Genomic DNA, 17,146 nt, shown 5'->3' on the forward strand with positions numbered 1-17,146 from the left:
TGGGCTAGCGCAGCTGGGGCGCGGCGGCTGGCGTAGCCGCCAATGCGCTCAGCACCTCCCCGGGCTGCACGCCCAGGTTGGCCAGCTGGCCGCCCGTGAAAAAGCCCTCGTCGAGGGCTACCATGTCAAGCTGCAGCACCTGGCCCGCGCCGCAGGCAACCAGCAGCGCTTGGCCCGGCAGGGCCAGCACCACGGTGCCGGGGGCGGCCGCGGTGGTTTCGGGGCGGGGGGTGGCGCTCAGTACGCGCAGGGGTTGCCCGCGCAGGGCCGCCAGGGCACCCCGGTTCCAGGGGTTGGCGGCGCGCACCAGCCGGGCTACTGCCTCGGCCGGCTCCTGCCAGTCAATGCACAAATCGGGCAGGGCGGGGCGGGGCCAGTAGCGGGCCGCTGCCTCGTCCTGCGCCTGGCCGGGGGCGCCCGTGCGCAGCGCCTCCAGCAGTTCACGGCCCGTGCCCACGGCCGCCAGGGCCAGTTGGGCGCGGTGCAGGCCGTGCGTGTCGTGGGGCCCGATGGGTACGGGCGTGGCCACCAGCACGGGGCCGGTGTCGAAGTCAGCGGCCATGCGGTGGGCCGTCACGGCGCCGGCGGCTTCGCCGTTACGCAGTTGCCAGAATGTGGGCTCCGGCCCGCGGTAGCCGGGCAGCGCGGCAAAATGAAAGTTTACAAACCCTTGGGGCGGCAGGCCTAGCACCGCCGCCGGAATGCGCCACGGAAACGTGAGCACCAGCACGGCGGTCGGCTGCAGGGCCGCCAGCCAGCTCGTCAGCTCGTCGGCAAGGCCGGCGCGCGTCAGGCGCCGGGGCGGGTGGCCGGCCTGCGTCAGCCACTGGCCGATTTGCTCGGCTTCTTCGCGGCCGCTGGCGGGCAGGGCCACGCCGGCCACGACGCCCTGCGCCAGCAAGTCTTGCAGCAAGGGCCAGCCCAGCAGGCTGCTGATGATAACGGCTACGCGCATAGGCGGGGATGATGACGGAATGTGTCGGGGAGGGAAAACCGCGGAGCCACCCGCCGCCCGCGGCCCGCAGGCCGGCAACGACGGGTGGCCGTCGGGGCAGTAGTTAGGAGCGGGAGGGGTAGACGCCCGTGAGGGCAATGACGTAGTTGATGCCGAGCACCGGCTGGCGGTTTTCGTGCCCTTGGCCGTTGCCGGTGAGGCCCGTGTTGCCCGCCACCGGACCCGGCAGCATGGAAGCGTCGGCGGGTCCGGAGCTGTACTGCGCAGCCGCGCCTTTAGCCGGGAAGTTGCCCACCGGCAAAGGATCTTCCAGGTCAGCCGAAGTCTGCAGCGTGCCGGTGAACGTGTGCACGTGGCCCGGAATCTGGTTCACCTGCAGCGCCACCGACTCCGTGCCGGCTACCTGGCCCTGGGTGTAGGTGGAGCCGCCCGGCAGCTGGCCGGTGCCTACCGGCACCCGGCTGCGCAAATCGGGCAGGCCAAACGTATTGACGCCGTTGCCGCCGAAGGTGGTGCCCAGCAGCGAAAACAGGGCTTGGTTCTGGTTGATGGCCAGCAGTTGCCCGTTGCAGAAAGCCCAGCCGCGGGGGGCGTAATTAGAAGAAATGGGGCGAATCTCGCCGATGTATGGTTCGTCCATGGGACAGTGTCGGGAAGAGGAGTGAGGAAAGAGCCGCGCGGCTTACTGCTGCGGCGGGAAGATGCCTTCCAGGCAGATGATGTAATTCATCGCCAACACCGGCTGGATGTTGGAGTGCGGCTGGCCGCCGCCGACTGGTTGCGCCAGGCCGCTCAGGGCGGCGGCATTCAGGTTTTGGCTCGCGCCACCCGAAGCGAGGTAGGGCGCCCCGGCGCTGGGACCTGGGAAGGCGTTTTGGGGATTGTCGGTGGCCGTGCCGCCCGAGGCCGCCGCCATTTTCGAGGAGTAAGTGTGCTGGTGCGGCGGCAGGTTGGTGGTGTTCAGGCTCACGCTTTCCGTGCCTACTTTCTGCCCCAGCAGGTACGAACTGAGGCCGGGGCCCGCGGCGCCGTTTTGGCTACCCACGCCCAGGCGGCCGCGCAAATCCGGCACGTTGAAGGTGGACTGCCCGTCCCCGCCGTAGGTCGTGCCAATTAGCTGAAACAAGGCTTCGTTGCCGGAAATGGACAGGCTCTGGCCGTTGCAGAAGGCCCAGCCCACGGGGGCGAAGGTGAAGCCGACGGCGCGGATTTCGCCGATGTAAGGAGTTGACATGCGTAGATGCTTAGGAAGTTAGGAGGGAGGGGCGGCGTTACTGGCGCTGCGGGAAGACGCCTTGCAGGGCAATGCAGTACTGCAGGGCCAGGTAGGGCATCATGTTCGGGTGCGGCAGCCCGCCGCCCGCCGGACCGGTCGTGCCGCTAAGCAGGGGGGCCATGTTGCCGTTGTTGGGCGAAGTGCCGTACTGTTCCGCGGCCGTTAGCGCGTACACGCTGCCCTGCGGGCTGGTCACCGTGCCTCGCTGGGAGTTGGCGGGAATGGAGGCCGTCAGGCTGTGGGAGTGCGGTGCCAGTTCAGTTGGCAGCAGCGTCACGTTCTCCGTGCCGATGACCTCGCCCTGCACGTACTGCGACAGGCCCGGTCCCTGCCCAAAGCCCACAATACCGCGGCCGCGAAGGTCGGGGAGAGCAAAAGTGGTTTGGCCGTTACCGCCGTACTGCGTCCCGAGCAGGGCAAACAGGGCAGTGTTGGACTGAATGGCCATCAGCTGGCCCTGGCACGGCGCCCAATAAAGCGGCGCGAAGGTGTAGGGCATCAGGCGAATTTCGCCGAGGAAAGGATCCATTGAGCGTTTGTTGAGAGAAAGGGGTTGAGGAAAAAAGAAAGAGCGGGTAAGCGGAAAGTGAAAGCAACACGAAGCCAGACCGACTGGCTGGAGCCGGTCGACGCTGGAGTGCAATAGGCGGTGTGAGTAGGGCGCGGGGTAATTCCGGGTACCGCAGCGTGGCCTGGCAGGGCGCTACCACAGGGTACCCGATGGGGCACCAATTTGAGAAATTACCCTAAGCAAAGCCCCCTTATTTCTTTCTTTTTTCATAGGGTTTTGCGTTTGTTTATGTTTGCTGTTGCTTAAAGACAAATATTGCTTGCTAGACTGAGCCCCTTGCACGTAGAATTACGCGGTCAGTAAAGGGGCTATCCAGGTAGTTTTACCTGGTCCAATTTGGGAAGCCATAAGCCCGACGCTACCGATGCAAAGGCCTTGGGCATTCCAAGAAAGCGTCGTTGGGGCTGCCGCGGGCGCCTAAACGACAGCGCGGCCGCGAAACCACTCCGAAGAGCAGCTTCGCGGCCGCGGGCATGGCGTGGCGTACGGGTGACCTAATCCAGCGACCGGTCGCGGAAGAGCACGTAGCCGATGTGGGCAAACACGCCGAATTGGTTGTTGCGCTCGTCGTAATGGATAAACTGCAGGGCGGCCGGACCCACCGGCGTCTGGTACTGAAAGCCGGTCATCACCGTGAGGTAGGGCCGGCTCAGGAAGTTGGTGCGCTGGGCCAGCAGCGGGTTGTCGGGGCGCCGGTCCCAGGGCCGCACGAACGCGTGGGCGTAGGCCTCGGTGCGCCACTCCAAGGAGCCGATCAGGGCCCGCACGTAACGCAGGCCGGCGGCGGCGTAGGCCGTGCCGCGGTAGTTGTCGAGGAAGATGGTGCGCGAATCGGGCAGGGGCAAAAAGGCCGGCGAGGTGGTGAGCGTGGAGCGGTACGTGGCAAAAGTGCCCTGGGTGCTTGCCACCAGCTCCGTCATGTAGCCCCAGGAGTGGGTGCGCGCCCCCACCGTGTCCGATTTGTTTAGGCTGAAGTACTGCTCCGTAAACAGCGAGGCCTTCAGCCACTGGTGGTTTTTCTCGCGGCCGGATAGGCCCTCGGCCGTCGAGCCGGGCTCGTATTTTTCCTGGCCCGTCACGGCGCGGAAGCCAAACTCGGCGCGGCGGCCTTTGGTGGCGTACTGGCGGCGGTTCAGGGAGTTGCGCTGAAACTGCAGGGCGGCGGTAGCGCCCTGAAAGCGGTTTTGGTCCAGTGCTGCGTCGGTGCGGATCTGGTCGGCGTTGGCAAACCGGTCACGATTGGTGAAAGCCCCGAAGCTGAGCACGTAGCGGCTGCGGTATTTCGGGCTGAAGCCCACCTGCACGTAGGTTTTCAGGTCGCGCTGCTGCAGGGCCGTGTTCTGGGCCGCTTTGCCGTTGCCGATCAGCCCGCCGGTGTCCTGGAAGTTGAAGTTGTTGAAGGTGATGGTGGGCTCGATGTAGAGCGGAATGCGCCCCGGAATGCTCACCCGGAACGAGCCCTCGGCCCCGTTGTAGAAGCGGCCGATGGTGGCGTCGGCCTGAATGGTGTAGAGGTAGCGGTTGAGGTAGCGGTAGGCCGCGCCGAGGTAGAAGTTGCTCATCGAGCGCGTGGTCAGCAGCACCCCGAGGTCGGTGGTGAAGTTGGAGTTCTGGCGCGCATCCACGCTGAGCACGTAGCCCTCCTGCTTCGCGTCGTAGCGCACCCGCGGGTACACGTTGTTGAAGAAGTCGTTGTTGACGAGACGGTAGTAGCCCTCCTCAATGTCGGAAGGCGAGTACGACGAGCCCGAGCGCCGGAAAAAGCGCGTGACAAACTTCTGCTGCATCTGCGGAATGCCCTGCACCCGGATTTCCTTGAACTCGGGCTTGGGCGCCCGCTCGGTGAAAGCGCGGCGGCGCTGCTGCAGGGCCAGCGTGTCTTCGCGGCGCTGAATGCGGCGCAGCGCCACGGGCAGCTTGTCGGTGGCGGCCTGCTCGCCCAGGGCAATAAACTTCTTGACCTTGGCGAAGTCGCCGGCCGTCATGCCCTCCAGGTTGGGCTGGATGAACACCCCGTTGCGGCCCACCGACAGCGTATCGGCCGCGTTCGAGCCGAGGAAGATGAGCGTGCCGGTGAGCAGCTGGTCGTCCTTGCCGGTGGGGTACTTGCCAAAGGCCACGTCGCCCACGTTCACGCCGATGATGACGTCGGGGTGAAACTCGTCGCGCATCACGCCGGTGGGAAAGTTATCGACCACAGCCCCGTCGAAGAGGTAGCGGCCGTCGGGCTGGCGAATGGGGCGGAAAGCCAGCGGGTAGGCCATGGAGTTGCGCACGGCGTCGGACAGGGAGCCGCTGCGCTGCACTACCCGCTCGCGCGTAAACACCTCGGAGGCCACGGCGCGGTAGGGCACCAGCAGCTTGTCGAAGTTGTAGCCCGAAATGGCGCCGGCCGGGGCCAGCATGGTGGCCAGCACGTAGTTCAGGGCCACGTCGTCCACGAGCTTGGGCGTCACGCGGGCCTTCAGCGTGGAGTCGAGGGCCAAGCGCAGGTGCAGCGCGGCGGGCGAGGGGTTGGCGTCGTAGTAGTTGAACACCTTACCCTCCTGCGGGCGGCCCGATACCCAGTCCTGGAACTGCGGACTGATGACAATTTCCTCGATTTCGGTGGGCGAGTAGCCGGCCGCGTACAGCCCGCCCACGATGGCGCCCATGCTTGTGCCCACGATGTAATCGATGGGAATGCGGTTCTTTTCGAGGACTTTCAGCACGCCCACGTGGGCCAGGCCTTTGGCACCACCGCCGCTGAGCACCAGGCCCACTTTCTGGGCGCGGGCCGGGCTGGTCAGCAAGGCGAAAATAAGGTACAGCAAGCCCAACGCGGGGCGGAAAAATCGGGTCATAGAAGGTGAGGGAAGCAGGCGTGCAACGCGCTTGGTACGCAGGGCCCGAAGCCGGGTTGTACGGGCCCAGTAGCTTGCTTACCAGATTGGTTTGCCGTAATCTGCGGCCGTATTCCACGTACTCATTTTTCGCATCTGTATGAAACACCTGTACGCTTACCTAGCCTTGGCCTGCCTGAGTTTCGGGGCCCGCGCGCAAAGCATCTACCGGCCGCTGCTGCGCCCCGGGGTTCTTTACCAGTTCAGCGAAAGCGGCACCGCCGGCGACACCACCCACACCGTGCGGATGAACTACGCCAGCTCGCCCGTCTCGCCCGACTCATTGGGGCGTTTTAGCGCCAAGGATGAGCGCGTGCGCACCCGGCCCGCTGCCTGCCCCGGGGCCGTGCGGGTCATCGGGCCCGATGGGCTGTTCGGCGCCACCGTCACCATCGGCTTCAGCCGCCACGAATACCTGCTGCGCGCCGCCAACGGCCGCACCCTGCTGCTCAAAACCCAGGCCCCGCTGAATCAGTCGTGGACGGCCACCACCGGCCTGACGGCCAGCACCACCGCCCGGGGCGTGGCCACGGTGCTCGGCACCCCCGACTCGGTCACGACCATTACCTTCTCCGACGGGCAGACCTTGCGCCTGAGCAAGCGGTTTGGCTTCATTGAGGGACCGGCGCTGGGCAGCTACCTGAACGGCCGCCGCCCGCGCCGCCTCACGCTGACGGCCCTGAACGCCGGCGGCCGCTGGACCGGGCAGCCCGCGGTGAGCAGCTTCATCATGGCCGACTACCAGCCCGGCGACGTGTTTTTGCGCTACTACAAGCAGGAAAGCTACAGCGGGGCCACCTGCGCGGAAAGCTGGACCCGCGACAGCGTCATCACGCGCACGCTCAGCCCCGCCGGCGACTCCGTAACCTACACCATCCGGCAAAGCATGCTGACGCGGCGCTACGGCTCGCCTTCGGCCCCGGCGGGCTTTTGCCAGAACACGCCCGGCACGTTTGTCAGCGCGCCCATCGTCATCACCACCGGCATTTCCGTGCGCAACGAGCGGCAGCTGAGCCTGCTCACCGGCAACCTCGCCGGCAACCCCCAGGCGGCCATCGTGCGCCCGCTGACGCTGCCGGCCGTGCGCACGGCCAATTACCTGGGCCGCAAGGTGCAGACCTCCGTCACGCTGCAACTCTGCCCGCCCACCGTCGGGGCGGATAGCACCGTGCTGAGCCTGATCATCGACAACGGTTTCTCCTCCAGCTACGCCGTGGGCCTGGGGTTGGTATCCAGTGCCACTTCTGGAATTTACTACTCCGAAACGACCAACCTGATTGGCTACCGCAAGGTAAACCTGCCCACCGGCTCGGGCACCGAAACCTGGGGCTCGTTGCGCACCTTCGCCAACATCCTGAAGGCCGCCGACGTGCGCCCCGCCAGTACTACCACCGCCTATCCGAACCCGCTGGCGCGGCAGCTCACCGTGCGCTTCGAAACGCAGCGGCCGCAGGAGGCTACCGTGCTGCTCTACGACGCGCTGGGCCGTCCGGTGCTTCAGCACGCGCAACCGGTGCCCGCTGGCTCGGCGCAGCTGGAACTGGCCCTGCCCAAATTGGCCGCCGGCCTCTACACCCTGCACCTAAGCCACGACGGCCGCACCGAGCTGTTGAAGCTGACCGTGGCCGAGTAGGCCCGCGTACTGCCCATAGAAAAGCCCCCGCTGCTTCCGTAGCGGGGGCTTTTTCGTGTGCGTTGGTTAGGTCAGGGCGCCAGCCACTGACCCAGCGGGCCGGGCAGGTTGCGCAGCACGGCAAAGGCCAGCACCAGCGTCACCGTCAGCCAGCCAAACCACGGCCGGTAGAGCACCGAGTTGCGCCGCGGCTGCCCCGACAGCTCGGCCCGCAACCGCTCTGTCGCTCCGAAAGCCAGCACCGGCGCGTAAAGGGCCGCCAAGAGGTTGTGGCCAGCGGCCTCGGCCCAGCGGCCGTGCAGCAGCGCGTGCAAGGCGCGCTGGGTACCGCAGCCGGGGCAATGCAGGCCGGTGGCCCAGTGCAGCAAGCAGCGCGGGTAGAAGTAGTGGCTGGGGTCGAGGCGGTAGTAAACGACTAGAACCGCTAGGCCCGCTGCACCCGCGGCCAGGGCCCCGAGCAGCCGTAGGCTCAATTGGAAGCGGCGCCGCTTAGCAGGGCCCCGCCCACGCCCATCATGAAGAGAATGACGCCCAGCGCAATCTGGGCAATGGCGGCGTAGAGCCCGTATTTAACCCACTTGCCGGCCTCCGCCGAAGCGTGTAGCGCCCCGTTGTAGTCGCCCGCATCGTAGCGCGAGTTCACGCCGGCCGCGTTGACGATGGCCACGATGCCCAGCGGCAGGCAGCAGAATAGCGTTACGAGGATGGACTCGACCAGCCAATTTTTGGGGCGCGGATTGCCCGGAGGCATGCCAGCCGGGGAGTAGGATTGCTCCATAGACAGTTGGAAGAAAGTAAGAAGTGAATGGTTGTGCCGGAAGGTAGCGAATCAGCGTAACCTCAGCGTTACCCACCGCCTACCACTTCCGGAAAATCACGTACACCGCCGCCACCAGCAGCCCGAAGCCCACGAGGTGGTTCCAGCGCAGCGTGTCGGACTTGAACACGAACACCGCGCACAGCGTGAATACCGTCAGCGTGATGACCTCCTGGATGACTTTGAGCTGGAACAGGGTGAACGGGCCGCCGTTTTCGTCGAAGCCCAGCCGGTTGGCCGGCACCTGGAACGCGTATTCGAACAGGGCCAGGCCCCAGCTCAGCAGCACCACGCCCACCAGCCCGGTCTTGGCAAACCAGGGCAGCTTTTTGAAGTACAGGTGCCCGTACCAGGCGAAGGTCATGAAGAGGTTGGAAACGCAGAGCAGGGCAATGGTGAGGGTGGCTTTCATAAGAGGCGGCAACAAGACAAGCCCGGTCAAAGCGGCCCGGCGCAAAGATGCTACGACGCGGACGTAGGTGCAGGTTGCCAAACCGGCCCCTGCCTCAACGGACGAGCTTAGTACGCGTACGTCAGCGCCAAGCCCAGGTGGTTCACGTCGATGAGAAACGAGCGGCCGGTATTGGGGAAGCCGTGCGTCTGTTCGTAGCGCAGGCCGGCGCCGAGGTGGTGCGTGCCGACGCGCAGCAGCAGCCCCGCTTCGGCCTGCACGCCGCGGCCGATGCCCCCGTAGTACAGGTCGAATTCCTGGGGCGGGGGAGCCGCCGCCGAGCCGCTGTACTGGTTGTTCCAGTGCATGCGGCCGCGCACAATGTGGCTCACGTGCCCGCCTGCCTGCAGGTAGGGCCGCCAGCCCGCGTCGGCTGGGCGCAAGGTGTAGCGCACGTTCACGGGCAGGCGGAGCAGGCCGCCCGTGGTGCGGTAGCGCATGGTCTGCACGTAGTCGGTGGTGGGCACCGGCTGGCTGGCGGTGTTGTCGGCGCGGAGGCTGCCCAGGGTCAGGCCGGCCACCAGGCCGAGGTGGGCGTTGAAGGGCACTTCGACCGAGGCGCCGAGCGTCGGGGCGAGCGGGCCGGCGGCGGCCTTGCGCCGGGCGAGGTAAGGGTAAAAGAACTGCCCTTGGGCCAAGCCTGCCTGCACCGCCCAGCGCACCGGCTCCCGTTCGGCCTTTGGACTCGGGGCCTGCACGGCCGCTTGCGGGTATGCGCAGCGGTTGTAGTTGAGCACGTAGCGGCGCAGGTCGGCCGCCGAATAGGCATAGCGGCCGGCGTAGGCCACCGTGGTGTTCACCGTTGGGCAATCGGCAAAGGCCGTTTGCAGCACCTGGGCAAACTGCTCGCGCCTGAGCGGCATGGGGCTGCGGCCGGGCTTGTCGAGGTAATAGGGAGCGGGCAGCTGCCCGGTCGGGTCGCGGTACAGGCTGGCCGGGCCCGCCACCAGCACCTCCAGCAGCGCCGTCAAGTGCGCGTCGGCGCGGGGCACCTCGCAGCGGCGGAAGTGCGGCCCGCCGGGGCTACCGGCGGCCAGCAGCTCGGGCAATCCGTACGGGCGAAACGCCACCGCTGGGCCGGTCCGAAACAGCACCTGCGGCTGGGCGCGGCCGGCCCGGCGCAGGTCGACCTCGCCCCGCAGCGTGTCGGCCGGGGCGCTGGCCAGCACTACGTAGCCGGGTCGGGCATGAGCTAGTTGGGCGCGGGCTGTGGGCGCGGCCATCAACAGGCCGGCCGCCGCGCACAGCCCACACCGCGAATAGAAAGCGGATAACATGGTAAACGCGGTATGAAAGCTTCGGGGTGGCAAGAATAACACGTCGGCCGCCCTAATCCACGTGCCCGCGGGTTTCCACGGCCGGGGCGGCTTGCTCCTGCTTGTCTTGCAGGGCCAGTTCGCGCATCTGCGCCTCGTTGAGCTTGGGCAGGTTGCTCAGGTCGGGCTGGCCCGCATCCACCCAGCAGGTAAACCAGAACGCGCCCACCAGCCGCGTGGCCAGGCGCATCTGCCGTTCTACCTGCCCGTTGAGCCGCTGGTGGTACTCACGGCTAAACTCCTGCGAGTACACCCGCACCGTGCCGCGGCCGCGCTCCTCGAAGCTGTATTTGTGGTCCTCGGGCATTTTCTGCGTCAGCTCCCGCTCGAAGCGCAGCACCGAATCGACGGCGGCGCTGCTGCGCGCCACGGTGGCCCAGATGACGTCGGTGGGCTTGGTCAGGTAGGGCGCCGGGCCGGTAAAGAAGTCGTAATTCTGGGCCAGCAGCTCGGGCAGGCGCGACTCCCACAGCCCGTGAATGCCGCGCTGCCCGGTGAATTGCCCGTTGTAGTTGTGGGTGGTGTGCAGCGGCACGCAGGCATCGGCTACGTAGTGGCCCAGGTCGGCCGAAAGGCTGATGATGCGCTCTGCGTCGCGCGAGCGGAAGGCCTCGGTGAGCTGGTTTTTCATGCGCACCACGTGCCAGGGCACGATGCCGTGGCGCTGCAGGGAGTCCTCGCCGAAGCGGGCCACCGCGTCGGCGTAGTTGCGCGGCAGCTTGTAGGCGGCCGAGTCGCCGTACACGTCCAGGTCGATGAAGTGGCGCGGGGCCTCGCCGGCCACCACGTTGCGGCGCGAATCGGGCCGGGTGGCCTGCACCGTGAGGTACTCGATGCGGCTTTTGTAGAAGCCTATCATCTCGGGCGGCAAGGTGAACACGGCCAGCCGGTTGATGCTGCGGTGCCCGAAAAAGCCCCAGGCGCGGGAGTCGGGCCGGGGCGGGGCCAGCCAGAGCACGAGGGCCAGGAAACCAGCAAAGACGGGACGGCGGAGCATAAGGAGTGGGCTGGACGGTTTGGCCTACCCAAAGAAAGCAAAAACGCCCGGCTCGGCCGGGCGTTTCGCAAATAAATCAGGTGTCAACGAGCCGTTTAGCGGCCGCGCTGCCCGGCAAAGCGCATGCGGTAGTCGGCCTTGGCGTCGCCCTTGGCAATGCGGGCCAGCTTACTTTTGATGATCTGCTTTTTGAAGGCCGAAATCTTGTCCGTGAACAGCACGCCCTCCAAGTGGTCGTACTCGTGCTGAATCACGCGAGCCGTCATGCCCGAGAAGCCTTCCTCGCGCACCTGCCGGTTTTCGTCCTCGTAGCGGATGATGATGTCGGGCTGGCGAAACACCCGCTCGCGGATGCCGGGAATGCTCAGGCAGCCTTCCTCGAAGGGCCACTCCTCGCCCGATTCCTTGAGGATGACGGGGTTGATGAAGGCGCGCTTCACGCCGGCTTCGGCCGGGGCATCATCGTCCTCGTCGTCCTCGGTCATGGGGGCCGAGTCGATGACGAACAGGCGGACGCTCTTGCCGATTTGGGGGGCGGCCAGACCCACGCCGTGGGCGTAGTACATGGTGTCGTACATATCGGCAATGAGCTTCTGCAGCTCATCAGCCGAAAAGTCGGCGGGAATGTCCTTGGCGCGGGCTTTGAGCACCGGGTCGCCGTAGGCCACAATGGGGTAAATCATAACGGACGGGAGTCGAGAAAAGATTGCAGGATGATGGTGGCGCTGATGCGGTCCACCAGGGCTTTGTCGCGGCGGGCTTTCTGGCCCAGGCCGCCGTCGCGCATGGTTTGGTGCGCCATGCGGGTCGTAAACCGCTCGTCCACTTCGTGCACGGGCACCTCGGGCAACTCGCGGCGCAGCTTGCGCACCACGCCCACCACGGCCGAGGTCGAGTCGGTGGCCTCGTTCATGAGCGTGCGCGGCATGCCGATGACGATGCCCGCCAGACCGCCTTCCTGCTGGTGGTACTTCTTCACGAAGTCAAACAAGTCCTTGCTGTGAATCGTGTCGAGCGGAGTGGCAATGAGCTGCAGCGGGTCCGTTACGGCCAGGCCCACGCGCTTGTTCCCGTAGTCGATGGCAAGGAGGCGGGGCATAGGGGGCGGGGCAACGAGCAAACAATCAGCGGCGCCAATGCGGCGCCGCGGCCCGCAAAGATACGGCGGCCGGGCGGCATGACGGTGAGCCGGCGGCAACGTTGCCCGACGCCGGAGCCGGCGTACAGCGTGTGCGGGGAGAAGCCGGGGTAGCAGTACTGGCCGCGCCGGACCCCGGGAGCCGACGGGAGCTGCTAGAGCCTGCTATAGACTACTGAATCAACAAGCGGTTTCGGCACATGGGCCGAACGCACTAGAGGCCCGCTACACAGGACGTCTTTTGGATGGACAATTATTCCTGCTGCAGAAGGAGCCCAGCTGAAAAAGCCTCGACTGCTCTGAAAGGGGATAACAGATTTTAGGGAGGGCCGGGCCGCTTTTCTATTTTTAGCCCCGCCTTCAACTCGGGGAGCTATCCGGTCCGAGTATTTCTCCCCCTTATTCTTAAGCATTTGACGTACGTTTCCGCTTTTGCCCGTATTTATTGGCCCGCGCTGGGGCATCTGCTCAACGCCTGCGGCCGGGCTGGCCTGCTAGTCTGCCTGCTCATAGCCAGCTTGCTCGGCGCGCGGCCCGCCGCCGGGCAGCGCGTGGCGGGCGGCGCCGAGCATTCCGCGGCCATTTACCCCGACGGCACGCTCTGGACCTGGGGCAACAATGAATACGGGCAGCTCGGCATCGGTTCGGTGACGCAGCAGCCCTTGCCTGTGCAGGTGGGCACCGACCATTGGCGCGGCGTAACCTGCGGGCAGGACTTTACGGTAGCCGTGCGCACCGATGGCACGCTGTGGGCCTGGGGCCGCAACGGCTACGGGCAGCTGGGCGACGGCTCAGCCTACGGCGCCACGCGCCTAGCACCGGTGCAGATCGGCTCGGCTACCAACTGGCAGAGCGTCAGCGCGGGCTTCGGGCACGTGCTGGCCGTGCGCCAGGACGGCACGCTCTGGGCCTGGGGCAGCAATACGTTCGGCAAGCTCGGGGACGGGAGCACGGCGGCGGCCCGCCCCACGCCGGTGCAGATTGGCACGGATACCGACTGGCAGAGCGTATCGGCGGCCTATACCCACTCGGCGGCCCTGAAAACCAACGGCACGCTCTGGACCTGGGGCAGCAACAGCAACGCACAACTGGGCCTCGGTACCACCGCCGCCCAGGCGTCCATCCCCACCCAGGTGGGCACCGATACCAACTGGCGCAACGTGAGTACCGGCTACCTCTACACCGTGGCCGTGCGCCAGAACGGTACCCTGTGGGGCTGGGGCAGTAGCGGCCTGGGCCGCCTGGGGCTGGGTACGTTCGGCATTGTGCGCAATACCCCTCAGCAGCTCGACGCGGGCACCACTTGGCTGCGGGCCGTGGCGGGCTCCTCGACCACGCAAAATGCTACCCTGGTGTTGCGCCAGGACGGCACGCTGTGGTCCTGTGGCAACAACAGCGACGGGCAGCTGGGCAACAGCAGCAGCACCGTCAGCTGGCGCGACACGCTGCGGCAGGTGGGCCAGGCCACCGACTGGCTGGACGTAACCAACGGCCTGCGCCAATGCGTGGGCGCCCGCGGCGACGGTTCCATTTGGGCCTGGGGGCAGAACTCCTGGGGACAGGTGGGCAGCGCTGCTGTGGAAATAGGCAACCGCACCCGACCCGTGCAGATTGGCGGCAATACCACCTGGGCCAGCCTGGACGCCGGTGACGCCTACACCTTGCTGCGCCGCCAGGACGGCACCTTGTGGGCTTGGGGGTTCAATAGCAGCGGTCAGCTCGGCGACGGCACTACCACCCAGCGTAATGCCCCGGTACCCATTGGCACGGCTACTGGCTGGGTGAGCACCAGCGCCGGCGCGGAAAACTCCTTTGGGGTGCGTCAGGACGGTACCCTCTGGGGCTGGGGCCGCAACAGTCAGAGTGAACTGGGCGACGGCGGCACTACGTCGCGTTCCACGCCCGGGCAGATCGGCTCGGCTACCAACTGGCAGAGCGTCAGCGCGGGCTTCGGGCACGTGCTGGCCGTGCGCCAGGACGGCACGCTCTGGGCCTGGGGCAGCAACACCAATGGCCAGCTCGGGGACGGTACGACCACCCAGCGCCGTACGCCGGTGCAGATCGGGACGGCTACCAACTGGCGCTTGGCTCGGGCGGGCTACCAGTACTCGGTGGCCGTGCGCCAGGACGGCACGCTCTGGGCCTGGGGCGTCAACAGCAACGGCCAGCTGGGCGACGGCACGACCACCCAGCGCCTACAGCCCGGGCAAGTAGGTACGGCCACCAACTGGCTGAGCGCGGACGTGAACTACTACCACACCCTGGCCATCCGCGTCGATGGCACGCTCTGGGCCTGGGGCCGCAACAGCCAGGGAGAACTGGGCGACGGTACCACTACCCAGCGCACCGCGCCCGTGCAGATTGGCACGTCTATCAATTGGCAGTCCGTCAGCGCCGGCGGACACGGCACGCCTTACTCCGTGGCCGTACGCCAGGACGGTACGCTCTGGACTTGGGGTAACAACAACAACGGGCAACTGGGCGACGGCACCACCGCGGCCCGCTCCACGCCGGGTCAGATCGGGATGGGCAGCAACTGGTTGGTCGCCCAAGCTGGGCTAGAGCACAGCGTGGCCGTGCGCCAGGACGGTACCCTGTGGGCCTGGGGCAGCAATACCTGGAACGCGTCCCTGACCGGGCCGAACTACACCACCTACGTACCTCTGCTCGTATACCCGTTGAACGTAACGGCGACGCGTCCGCCCGTGGCATCCTTCCTGCACTTAGCCCCCAACCCTGCTCACGACCAGGTGCAGGTGCCCGGCGTGGGCCCGGCCGCCGAGCTGTTCCTGCGCGACGTACAGGGGCGGCTGGTACGTACTGGCCGTGGCACCCGCCTAAACCTGAGCGGCCTGGCTGCCGGAATCTATCTGCTGCAGGTTTCCTCGCCCGGCCAGAGCCTGCGCACGGCACGGCTGCTCGTTGAATAAAGCGGGCTTACTGACGGGCCCACGCTTGGCGCATGACCAGCCGCGGCGCCGGCGCGGGAGGGGCTTGTGACTAGGGAACAGGGGGCTAACCCTGTGCTCATACGTGCTGAACGGCGCGGCACATGAGTCTGCGCCGCCTGATAAGCTGGGTGGGGTTGAATAAGTATAGGACTTCCGACTTGGCTTCTCGGGTACAAGGACAATGGTCTAAAAACTGTTATTGTTTTATATGTAATTGGCTTTTTATCTGAAAATGGCCGGCGGCCTAGGCTGAGCCCAAGCACCTCGGAATAGTTGAAGTAAATTTGACTAGTATTCTGAGTCTCAGTCGCCCTTATTGCCCACTTCTCCTCGCCCGCGCCGCCGATGACCCCTGCTTCCCGTCCCGACGCCTCGCAGCCGGAACCGGCCGCCGCGCGTGCGCTGCGCAGCCGCTGGCAGCGCTGGCGGCAGCCGCTGCTGCTGGGCGCGGCGCTGCTGAGCGGGGTGTTGCTGGGCTCGAACCCCTTCCGGCCCTCCGACCAGAACCCCGACGCCACGGCCCGCGGCTACCTCAAGTTCAAGGAAATCCTGAGCTACGTGGACCGCGAGTACGTCGACACGGTCAACGCCGAGGAGCTGTCGGACTACGCCATCAAGCGCATGCTGGAGCGTCTCGACCCGCACTCCGTCTACATCCCGGCCAAGGAACAGCAGCAGGCCGCCGCGTTCTTGCAGAGCGACTACGACGGGGTGGGCGTGGAATTCAACCTGTTTCGCGACACCGTCACGGTGGTGTCGCCGCTGAGCGGCGGGCCCGCCGAGCAGGCCGGCCTGCAGCCCGGCGACCGGGTGCTGGCCATCGACGGGCAGAGCGTATCGGGCCAGCACCTGAGCACCGACCAGGTGTTTGCCCGGCTGCGCGGGCCCCGCGGCAGCACCGTGCGCGTGCTGCTGCTGCGCCGCGGGCAGACGCGCCCGCTGACCTTCGCCATGACGCGCAACCGCATTCCGAACACCTCGGTGGACGTGGCCGCGCTGCTGCCCGACGGCGCGACGGGCTACATCAAAATCAGCCGCTTTGCCGCCGGCACCTACGAGGAATTTAAGGAGGGCTTGGGCCGCCTGAAGCGCGAGGGCATGACGCGGCTCGTGCTCGATTTGCGCGGCAACCCCGGCGGCTACCTCGACCGCGCCACCAAGATTGCCGACGAATTCATCGGCGGCACGCGCAAAATCGTGTACACCGACGGCAAGGGCGACCAGTACGACACCCAGACGTTTTCGCGGGTAGCCGGCGAGTTCGAAGACGGTCCGCTGGTGGTTATCGTCGACGAAGGCTCGGCCTCGGCCTCCGAGGTGCTGGCCGGGGCCTTGCAGGACCAGGACCGCGCCCTAGTGGTGGGCCGCCGCTCCTTCGGCAAGGGCCTGGTGCAGCAGCCCATTACGCTGTCCGACGGCTCGGAGCTGCGCCTGACCATTGCCCGCTACTACACGCCCTCGGGCCGCTGCATTCAGAAGCCCTACCGCGACGGCGTGGCCGCCTACGACAAGGATCTGCAGGAGCGTTACAGCCGCGGCGAGGCCTTCCACGCCGACAGCGTGCATTTCGCCGCCAACCTGCGCTTCCGCACTTCCCACGGCCGCACCGTGTACGGCGGCGGCGGCATCATGCCCGACGTGTTCGTGCCGCGCGACAGTTCGGCCCAGAACCGCTACTACGCCCGATTGCAGGGCGCCAACCTAGTGCGCGAGTTTGGCCTGCAGCTCTACCAAGACCACCGCGAGGAACTGGCCCAGCTCACCTTCGAGCAATTCCACAAGGCCTTCGACATTAGCGACGTGCAGCTGCAGGCCCTGGCCGCCCGCGCCTCGCAGGAGAAAATCCGGCAGGATGCCGTGGCCCTGCGCCGCTGCACGCCGGCCCTGCGCAACCAGCTCAAAGCCCTGGTGGCCCGCAGCGCCTACGGCAAGGACGCGTACTTCGCCGTGCTGCGCGACCAGGACCACGAGCTGATGCAGGCGCTGCAGTCCTTGCAGGACGCCAACGCCAAACTGGCCCTGAGCGGCGAGACGAGCGGGCAGTAGCGCGAAGCGCTGCGGCCCGTGTCGGTGAACGAAACAGGTGAACAACCGACGTTCGAACGTCAGCGACGATGCGCGAAGCAGCGCTTTGCGCCATTGGACGGCCGGCAGTTTGC

General features: G+C 66.5%; 15 protein-coding genes. 3 read left to right on the plus strand and 12 right to left on the minus strand.

Annotated elements, in window-relative coordinates:
- Window positions 1–4 precede the first annotated feature (4 nt).
- From LJ737_RS03625 to LJ737_RS03645, 5 genes are all read right to left on the minus strand, one after another.
- Window positions 5–955: a methionyl-tRNA formyltransferase gene (locus tag LJ737_RS03625; protein WP_227763043.1), complete on the minus strand. Its 951-nt coding sequence runs from the start codon at window positions 953–955 to the stop codon at window positions 5–7.
- Window positions 956–1,058: 103 nt separating this feature from the next.
- Window positions 1,059–1,595, minus strand: a complete 537-nt coding sequence (locus LJ737_RS03630; RefSeq protein ID WP_227763045.1) for a phage tail protein — start codon at window positions 1,593–1,595, stop codon at window positions 1,059–1,061.
- Between the two features lie 42 nt (window positions 1,596–1,637).
- The gene (locus LJ737_RS03635; RefSeq protein WP_227763047.1) at window positions 1,638–2,189 is read right to left on the minus strand and encodes a phage tail protein; all 552 of its coding nucleotides are present in this window, start codon (window positions 2,187–2,189) and stop codon (window positions 1,638–1,640) included.
- Between the two features lie 37 nt (window positions 2,190–2,226).
- Window positions 2,227–2,760, minus strand: coding sequence for a phage tail protein (locus LJ737_RS03640; RefSeq protein WP_227763049.1), 534 nt, complete (start codon window positions 2,758–2,760; stop codon window positions 2,227–2,229).
- Window positions 2,761–3,296: 536 nt separating this feature from the next.
- On the minus strand, window positions 3,297–5,645 hold the full coding sequence (locus tag LJ737_RS03645) for a patatin-like phospholipase family protein (protein WP_227763051.1): 2,349 nt from the start codon (window positions 5,643–5,645) through the stop codon (window positions 3,297–3,299).
- A gap of 139 nt (window positions 5,646–5,784) precedes the next feature.
- On the opposite strand from LJ737_RS03645, the gene LJ737_RS03650 reads away from it, so the two are divergent.
- A complete protein-coding gene (locus LJ737_RS03650; RefSeq protein WP_227763053.1) occupies window positions 5,785–7,317 on the plus strand; it encodes a T9SS type A sorting domain-containing protein in 1,533 nt (510 codons plus the stop codon).
- Between the two features lie 71 nt (window positions 7,318–7,388).
- Here LJ737_RS03650 and LJ737_RS03655 read toward each other — a convergent pair whose 3' ends face one another.
- From LJ737_RS03655 to ruvX, 7 genes are all read right to left on the minus strand, one after another.
- Window positions 7,389–7,790 carry a DUF2752 domain-containing protein gene (locus tag LJ737_RS03655; RefSeq protein ID WP_227763055.1) on the minus strand — a complete coding sequence of 134 codons (402 nt, stop codon included), beginning with the start codon at window positions 7,788–7,790 and terminating at the stop codon, window positions 7,389–7,391.
- Window positions 7,787–8,095, minus strand: coding sequence for a CD225/dispanin family protein (locus LJ737_RS03660; RefSeq protein WP_227763057.1), 309 nt, complete (start codon window positions 8,093–8,095; stop codon window positions 7,787–7,789). The genes LJ737_RS03655 and LJ737_RS03660 overlap by 4 nt, the downstream gene beginning before the upstream one ends.
- Window positions 8,096–8,174: 79 nt before the next feature.
- Window positions 8,175–8,546, minus strand: coding sequence for a DMT family protein (locus LJ737_RS03665; protein ID WP_227763059.1), 372 nt, complete (start codon window positions 8,544–8,546; stop codon window positions 8,175–8,177).
- 107 nt (window positions 8,547–8,653) lie between these two features.
- Window positions 8,654–9,862: an outer membrane beta-barrel protein gene (locus tag LJ737_RS03670; protein WP_227763060.1), complete on the minus strand. Its 1,209-nt coding sequence runs from the start codon at window positions 9,860–9,862 to the stop codon at window positions 8,654–8,656.
- Window positions 9,863–9,914: 52 nt separating this feature from the next.
- A complete protein-coding gene (locus LJ737_RS03675; protein WP_227763061.1) occupies window positions 9,915–10,898 on the minus strand; it encodes a zinc dependent phospholipase C family protein in 984 nt (327 codons plus the stop codon).
- A 95-nt stretch (window positions 10,899–10,993) separates the two neighbouring features.
- A complete protein-coding gene (def, locus tag LJ737_RS03680; RefSeq protein ID WP_227763062.1) occupies window positions 10,994–11,581 on the minus strand; it encodes a peptide deformylase in 588 nt (195 codons plus the stop codon).
- A complete protein-coding gene (ruvX, locus tag LJ737_RS03685) occupies window positions 11,578–11,997 on the minus strand; it encodes a Holliday junction resolvase RuvX (RefSeq protein WP_227763063.1) in 420 nt (139 codons plus the stop codon). Before ruvX ends, def begins: the two co-directional genes overlap by 4 nt.
- A gap of 452 nt (window positions 11,998–12,449) precedes the next feature.
- Here ruvX and LJ737_RS03690 point away from each other — a divergent pair, with 452 nt between their 5' ends.
- Both LJ737_RS03690 and LJ737_RS03695 read left to right on the plus strand, forming a co-directional pair.
- Window positions 12,450–14,966 (plus strand): RCC1 domain-containing protein, encoded by a 2,517-nt coding sequence (locus tag LJ737_RS03690; protein ID WP_227763064.1) that lies wholly within the window; start codon window positions 12,450–12,452, stop codon window positions 14,964–14,966.
- 366 nt (window positions 14,967–15,332) lie between these two features.
- Window positions 15,333–17,033: a S41 family peptidase gene (locus LJ737_RS03695; protein ID WP_227763065.1), complete on the plus strand. Its 1,701-nt coding sequence runs from the start codon at window positions 15,333–15,335 to the stop codon at window positions 17,031–17,033.
- Window positions 17,034–17,146: the final 113 nt, after the last annotated feature.

The organism is Hymenobacter sp. 15J16-1T3B (genome assembly GCF_020711235.1).
In the GTDB taxonomy this organism is placed as follows: Bacteria; Bacteroidota; Bacteroidia; order Cytophagales; family Hymenobacteraceae; genus Solirubrum.